Here is a 6293-nt window from a genome sequence, read left to right on the forward strand (position 1 = left end):
CGATATTAGCAAGTATTTCGAGCGTGAGTTTGATACCAAACTATCTGCAGAAACCATCAGTTCCATCACAGACAGAGTACTGCCTGAAATCAAGTCATGGCGTTCACGAATGCTTGATTCTGTATATGCAATATGCTGGCTGGATGCCATCCATTATAAGGTGAAGGACGAAACCGGACGTGCGGTCTCACGTGCCATTTACAACGTCTTAGGTATCAACAAGGAAGGCCACAAGGAACTTCTTGGTATGTATGTCTCCAAGAGTGAAGGCGCTAACTTCTGGTTAGAGGTTCTAAGCGACCTTCAGAACAGAGGTGTTCGGGATATACTGATATGCTGCATTGACGGTCTGAAAGGCTTTCCTGATGCTATACAGAGCGTATTCCCCAATACAAGTGTCCAACTCTGTATTGTCCATCAAATACGCAACTCTATCAAACACGTTGGCAGTAAGCATCAAAGGGAGTTCCTCCGTGACCTTAAAACAGTATACGGTGCCGTTAGCAAAGAGAATGCAGAAACACAGTTAGACACACTCGCAGGTAAGTGGGGAGAAATGTATCCCATCGTCATAAAATCATGGCGTGATAACTGGGAACGCCTCACGGAATACTTTCAGTATACACCTGCGATACGTAAACTGATATACACCACCAACACGGTTGAAGGCTACCACAGGCAAGTACGTAAGGTAACGAAGAACAAAGGAGTCTTCCCGTCCGATACTTCTCTTGAGAAGCTTGTGTATCTGGTATACCGGAACATACGTGAGAAGTGGACGATGCCACTTGCAAACTGGTCTCAGATATCACAACAATTAGCAATAAAATTTGGAGAACGTTTTGAGATTATGTAACTTTGCCTCAGAAGAAAGGCTCCTCATCTGGCCGGCACGATTAAAAATCGTGTTATCCAAATGAAGTAAAATATAAAGGATTAGAGCCTTGACACAGTTGAAATTACACTACCGCCCTTCGCCCAGGTGCACGATGCCGTACTCATTGACCTCGTGGAACTGCTGTCCGTCAAAGATGCCATTGCCGAAAGCAAAGAAGCCTTTCTTGTTCCAGCCTAATTGTTTGATCTGTGTGGCAGTCTCGGTTTTTTCGTAGAGGGAACTCTTCAACTTGATAAGTTCCTTCTCACCGGCTTTCCAGATGAAGTTGCCGAGCGATTCGAGCTTCTGACGGAACTTTTGCAGCGATATAAGGTCTTCTTGATTCATTTCCACAATCTCCTTGATGCCCAATTCATTGGTGAGCAAATAGAGTCGCTTGGCCATGATCGGGTCTTTGATGTGGAAGAGGGGTGCCAGCGTGAAGTTGCTCCATTCCAGTACACCGCCCTTCTCGGTAGTGGAGAAGTATTTGCCGCGGTCTATCCAAAATCCATACTGGCGATTCAGGTCGATGTCGTCCTCCTTCGGCCTGTCTCGCCTAGTCCTCTCGTTCTCGATGGCCTTCTGCCAGAAGAGCCTGCCACGGTGGTACTTAGTGAGGGCATCAATGAACATGTTGAGCTTGGTGTCGTCGTCGATGAAGGACAGCAGGTGGGCTATCTGCTTCACGGCATCGCTCTTCTGCTCGGTGTTGCCACTCGATTCAAATAGTTTGGCGGCCAGCCACAGGATAAAATCCTCTTCCTCAACGGCTTTGAAAAGGAGCTGGTTCTTGAAATAGGTGTCGGGATTTTCCTTTTTGCCTTCCTCGGTAATAGGTATCTCCTTGACTGACACGGTAAGGTTTTGCTCAGTAGCGAGCTTCCCAGCCTTCATCACGGCTTCAATGCCCGTGCCATAGTCGGTTCCGCCCTTGGGAGGGTCGTTGTATAGAATGAAGTAAACTTTGTTGGTTGCCCTTTGATAAGCTGGAACAGCTCCGCTGTCCATGCTGCTCCGAGGTTGGCTACGGCGTTCTGCACACCGATGAAGTGCAGCCGCATACAGTCGAGCGAACCTTCCACAAGGTACATCCGCCCGGTTTTGCCAGCAGCCCGCCATGCCATGTCCAAACCAAAGACAGTGCTGCGCTTGCTGGAGAGGAGCGACTCCTTGCTGTTGAGATATTTGGGCTGACTGTCGTCCATCACCCTTGCCGTAAAGCCGATGATGTTCTGGAGTCGGTCTTTGATAGGGATGATAATTCGGTTTTGAAAGAAGTCGTAGCTTTGTGCGTTGATAAGTCCTAACTCTTGAAGAAATTCCTTTTGCAAAGGCAGATGAGCGAGGGTTTTGCCATCAATGGGCACAAAACCTATCTCTATCTCGTCGCAATACTTCTGCCCCCAGCGATGGTAGGCATAGTCCCGGGCTGGCTTGTAGCGCAGGAACACCTCATGGTAGTGCTTATGCACGGTGGCATTGACGATCAGCAGCGACTCACGTTTCAGTCGCTTCTGCTTCTCGTCGATGGTTTCCTCACGTTCCTCCACCTCTATGCCGTATTTCCTGCCCAACCATTTCACGGCCTCTAGGTAGGTCATGTTCTCATGGGCCATCAGGAAGGTAATCACATCGCCTCCCTTATGTCAGCCGAAGCAGTAGAACATGCTGCGGTTGGGTGTAACGGTGAAAGACAGCGTCTTCTCCTGATAGAAAGGGCACAGCGCACGATAGATGGTGCCACGTTTCTGGAGTGGCAGGAACTCGCCCACCACATCTTCTATATGTGCCGTGTCAAGTATCTTTTCTATGATGGTCTTGAGTATCATCTCATCCTCTAATAAAGTCGGGGTTCTTAAAAAATGCCTTGGCCGACTGGCTTCGCAGCTGGTCGGCCAAGGGCTTCGTACTTAGTCACCTGTTATTTAGAGGATTCGCTAAGTATCTCTCAATCCCGCCACCAGTTCCGACTTCAGAATATACCAGCAACGTCCTATCTTGTGGGCAGGAATTAGTCCTTTCTCGATGCGTTTGCGTATGGTACATTCCTTGCGTCCGAACATACAGGCGATGTCAGGCACAGTATAAACGGTGTCCGAAGTATCTACTATGCCGTGGTTGATGGCCGTGGCGTTATTCATACTCTTGTCCTTCCTCCCAAGGTTCTTTGTCGAAGAATTCTTTGGGCAGTTTCTTTGTCCATTCATGTTTATCTGCAAATGTGTTAAGTTCAAGGGCTCGCTGCTCTATACTGATAGCATGGATGGGCATGCGGTGAGCATAGCTATTATAAGAAACATGGAGAAATCTGTCTTTGTCCTCGCCCCAGTTGACGTTGAACCTGCTTACCAAATTGCGCACGGTATGCGCGCATGTTGGGGGAATGTTGGCCACTCTTACCTCTCCGACACTGATGCTGTTAATCCATGCTGAGGGATGGATTACCTTTTCTACTTTTACTTTCATATTGATAAAATTTTAATCCGTAGCGACATTACTACGGTACTCAAAAGTAGAAAGATTCCCGTCCCAATTTTGTGGCCATGTAGAATAGCACTAAATCCGTTTCCTGCCATTTTGTACTTGTTTCTTCTGATTTAATGCTGCAAAAATATAATCAAAAAATCTGGAAAAAGAAAGAAAAGACACCAAAACTTGCCAACCAACAATTTAACACTACATGACAGGTTCTGATGGGATTTTTGAAGACAAAGAGTGTTTCGGTCATGTAAAACTGCATAAAAAAAGGTACAACCATAATTGGTCATACCTCTATAAGATTTTGGAACTTTTGCCTGTTGGATGAAGATGCTAAATGAATCTTTTGATTACAAATTATTTAATCTCTCATACATCCTATTGGGATAACCTTCACCCCATCTGATCTTGAATAAGCCATTGCACCTCCGGTTATTACCATCAGCAGGTCTGGTTCACGAAGCCGGATTTGCTTTTCTTTTTCATTATATTGCTGGACGAGACGCTTAATCTCTAAAAGATATTCTGCTCCTTCCTCGATTTCCCTGCTTCCAAGTTTGAACTCTATGAGCGCATACCTTCCATCCTCCAAATGAAGAACGGCATCTGCTTCCAAATCGTATCGGTCATGATAATAAGAAATATAGCCCCCTAAGGCCTGGGAATACGCTTTCAAGTCACGAATGCACATACACTCAAAAATAAAGCCAAAGGTCTTCAAATCCATAAGCAATGTTTCTGGAGACATAGATAAGGCTGCCACTGCGATGGACGGATCAACAAATCCCCTTTTGACACCGCGACGTATGGCTGATGCCGACCTGACCGCCGGGCTCCAAGCCTCTATATCTTGTATGACGAAAAGTTTGGTCAATGCGTTCAGATAATCATTCAAAGTGTTTTCCGAGCAGGTTTCTACATTTGCCCTAATATCCTTCAGCATATTGCTCTTCTTTGCCAGTGTCGAAACATTGCGGGCGTAAGTACGAAGAATAAGCTGAGTAAGCTTTTCGTTGCGTGCGACTCCATCTATGGTTGAAATATCAATTCTGCAAAGACTATTGATATAGTCTTTTGCAACCTGAAGACGTGCTTTGTCCGTTTTACGGTTCAATGCGGCGGGCCATCCACCTCTGCAGGCTGCAAAAATCAAGTCTTCCAACTGCATAGGTGATGTTATGCCATCAACATCCAAAAGAGGATCATCAAACAATTTCTTCAAAGAAACAGTACCGGATGATTCCTTAGACTCAAACAGACTCATAGGCAGCATTTCCATTGTTGCAATACGACCAGTTCCCGAATGTCTTATAGCACTTTTATCTATGGAATTGGAACCTGTCAAGATAAACTGACCAACATCATTCCGTTCGTCTACCATTGTTCGTACAGAATCCCACAAGGTGGGAATTTCTTGCCATTCATCTATTAAGCGAGGCGTCTCACCTGCCAGTAACAGAGATGGTCTTATGGATGCAGCAGAGAAATAACGCTCTCGCATATCGGGATCCTGTAACTTTATGACGCTTGCAGCCTGTTGTGAAGCAGTAGTTGTCTTTCCGCACCACTTCGGACCTTCTATCAATACCGCACCTGCTGAATCAAGATGATTGGCAAGTAATCCATCTGCCATCCTACTATAATACTCCATATCAGTTTATCTTTTTTTGCAAAGATAATCATTTTATTCGTTATAACAACACCATTGATTTTTTTGTGTGTTATCACTGATATTTTTTGCGATTATATAATATTTATTTTTGTGCTACTTCATTGATGTTTTTTGTGAAATTAGTTGTATTATTCAAGAAAAACAACTATCTTTGTTCCGTTATTTAGATGGAGTAGGTGTTGCGCTAAGTTTTTAATTTCTTGATGCACCTTGTTCCTCAAACACTTCGATATATAAGTATGGTAGTGTAGCTCTTTGAATAAGTTAAAATCATCCTCTATAGAATACATGCTAAAGATTCTTGTTGGGTCATGTACAAAATGTGTTACAGGTGTGTTACCACTGTAAAATTTATAGCAAAGCAAAGGTTTAAGAAACCTATATAGCACATTGACATATATCCAATTACATCAAAATGCAATAGTGATGAAAATGATTCCAGCCGAATCACAAATTATCCCAACGGAATCACGAAAAGGAGTACTGAAATATGTACTCCTTTTTTTGTTAACGGAAGAAACTAAAAGTACGCACAAGAGAAAGGACATCATACACATATTGTACAATGGCGTAGAGCCCCTTGCTTTTACCATGCAGCAATACTCCGATTTGTCATTTCTGCAACTGCTAAGTCGTGAGCAAGCCTCAAAATATTTTTTCATCACTTGCTAAGTCATGAGCAAGCCTCAAAATATTATTTTGGCATTTGCTAAGTTGTGAGGCGTAATGGACATTTGGTAGGCTGAAAACCTCTCGGGTTTTAGTAATGGACATTTGGTAGGCTGGTTATTCCAGCCTACTTTTTTGGTATTGTCCTAAAAAGTGTGTAACCATAATTTCCCATATCTTCCATTTTGTTCAAAATTATTTACTCTCTTTCCAACATCTCCATTGATAGACTTTCCTTCGATATGTAGTCTGTGTTTCTTCCATTGCAACAGATGCCAACAGAAATAAAACCGATTGACTTGACGGCATTGCAGCTCTCATCTTAATGGTTCTTTTATACTTTCTGTTGAGCCGCTCAATCCAATTTGTCGTATAAATGCATCTCTGTACTTCTACAGGGAAGTCCATATAGGTGAAATAAGCAATATTACGTTGGGCTTTATATTTACGTAACACGGGGTATTTCTTTTCCCATCGGTTTACAAAAGTAATAAAATGTTCGTAACCTTGCAAAGATTTGCGCTCTTTGTTCTCCAAGGTGAATACTTCATTGAGTTCTTGATTAACTATGGGGGTTGTCTTTATGTGAGACGC

Annotated in this window: 5 protein-coding genes and 1 pseudogene; 1 reads left to right on the top strand and 5 read right to left on the bottom strand. The window is 43.7% G+C overall.

The features are described 5' to 3' along the window. A partial coding sequence (locus tag HMPREF9431_RS04160; RefSeq protein WP_004379885.1) for an IS256 family transposase occupies positions 1 to 856 on the top strand: 856 nt, incomplete at its 5' end. A gap of 117 nt (positions 857 to 973) precedes the next feature. Here HMPREF9431_RS04160 and HMPREF9431_RS13665 read toward each other — a convergent pair. The 5 genes and pseudogenes from HMPREF9431_RS13665 to HMPREF9431_RS04190 all read right to left on the bottom strand — a co-directional run. Further along, positions 974 to 2709: pseudogene (locus tag HMPREF9431_RS13665) on the bottom strand (DNA primase); the annotation flags it as partial. Between the two features lie 108 nt (positions 2710 to 2817). Beyond that, positions 2818 to 3021 carry a helix-turn-helix domain-containing protein gene (locus tag HMPREF9431_RS04170; protein WP_004379891.1) on the bottom strand — a complete coding sequence of 68 codons (204 nt, stop codon included), beginning with the start codon at positions 3019 to 3021 and terminating at the stop codon, positions 2818 to 2820. Continuing rightward, positions 3014 to 3346 carry a hypothetical protein gene (locus HMPREF9431_RS04175; RefSeq protein ID WP_004379893.1) on the bottom strand — a complete coding sequence of 111 codons (333 nt, stop codon included), beginning with the start codon at positions 3344 to 3346 and terminating at the stop codon, positions 3014 to 3016. The genes HMPREF9431_RS04170 and HMPREF9431_RS04175 overlap by 8 nt, the downstream gene beginning before the upstream one ends. 373 nt (positions 3347 to 3719) lie before the next feature. Next, on the bottom strand, positions 3720 to 5009 hold the full coding sequence (locus HMPREF9431_RS04180; protein ID WP_004379895.1) for an ATP-binding protein: 1290 nt from the start codon (positions 5007 to 5009) through the stop codon (positions 3720 to 3722). Positions 5010 to 5894: 885 nt separating this feature from the next. Next, on the bottom strand, positions 5895 to 6293 hold a 399-nt coding region (locus tag HMPREF9431_RS04190; RefSeq protein WP_004379897.1), incomplete at its 5' end, for an IS256 family transposase.

Origin of the sequence: Segatella oulorum F0390 (assembly GCF_000224615.1) — a bacterium.
GTDB classification, from domain to species: Bacteria; Bacteroidota; Bacteroidia; order Bacteroidales; family Bacteroidaceae; genus Prevotella; species Prevotella oulorum.

Coding starts and splice junctions, on each gene's coding strand:
- HMPREF9431_RS04170 (WP_004379891.1), bottom strand. CDS start 3,021: ATGAATAACGCCACGGCCATCAACCACGGCATAGTAGATACTTCGGAC.
- HMPREF9431_RS04175 (WP_004379893.1), bottom strand. CDS start 3,346: ATGAAAGTAAAAGTAGAAAAGGTAATCCATCCCTCAGCATGGATTAAC.
- HMPREF9431_RS04180 (WP_004379895.1), bottom strand. CDS start 5,009: ATGGAGTATTATAGTAGGATGGCAGATGGATTACTTGCCAATCATCTT.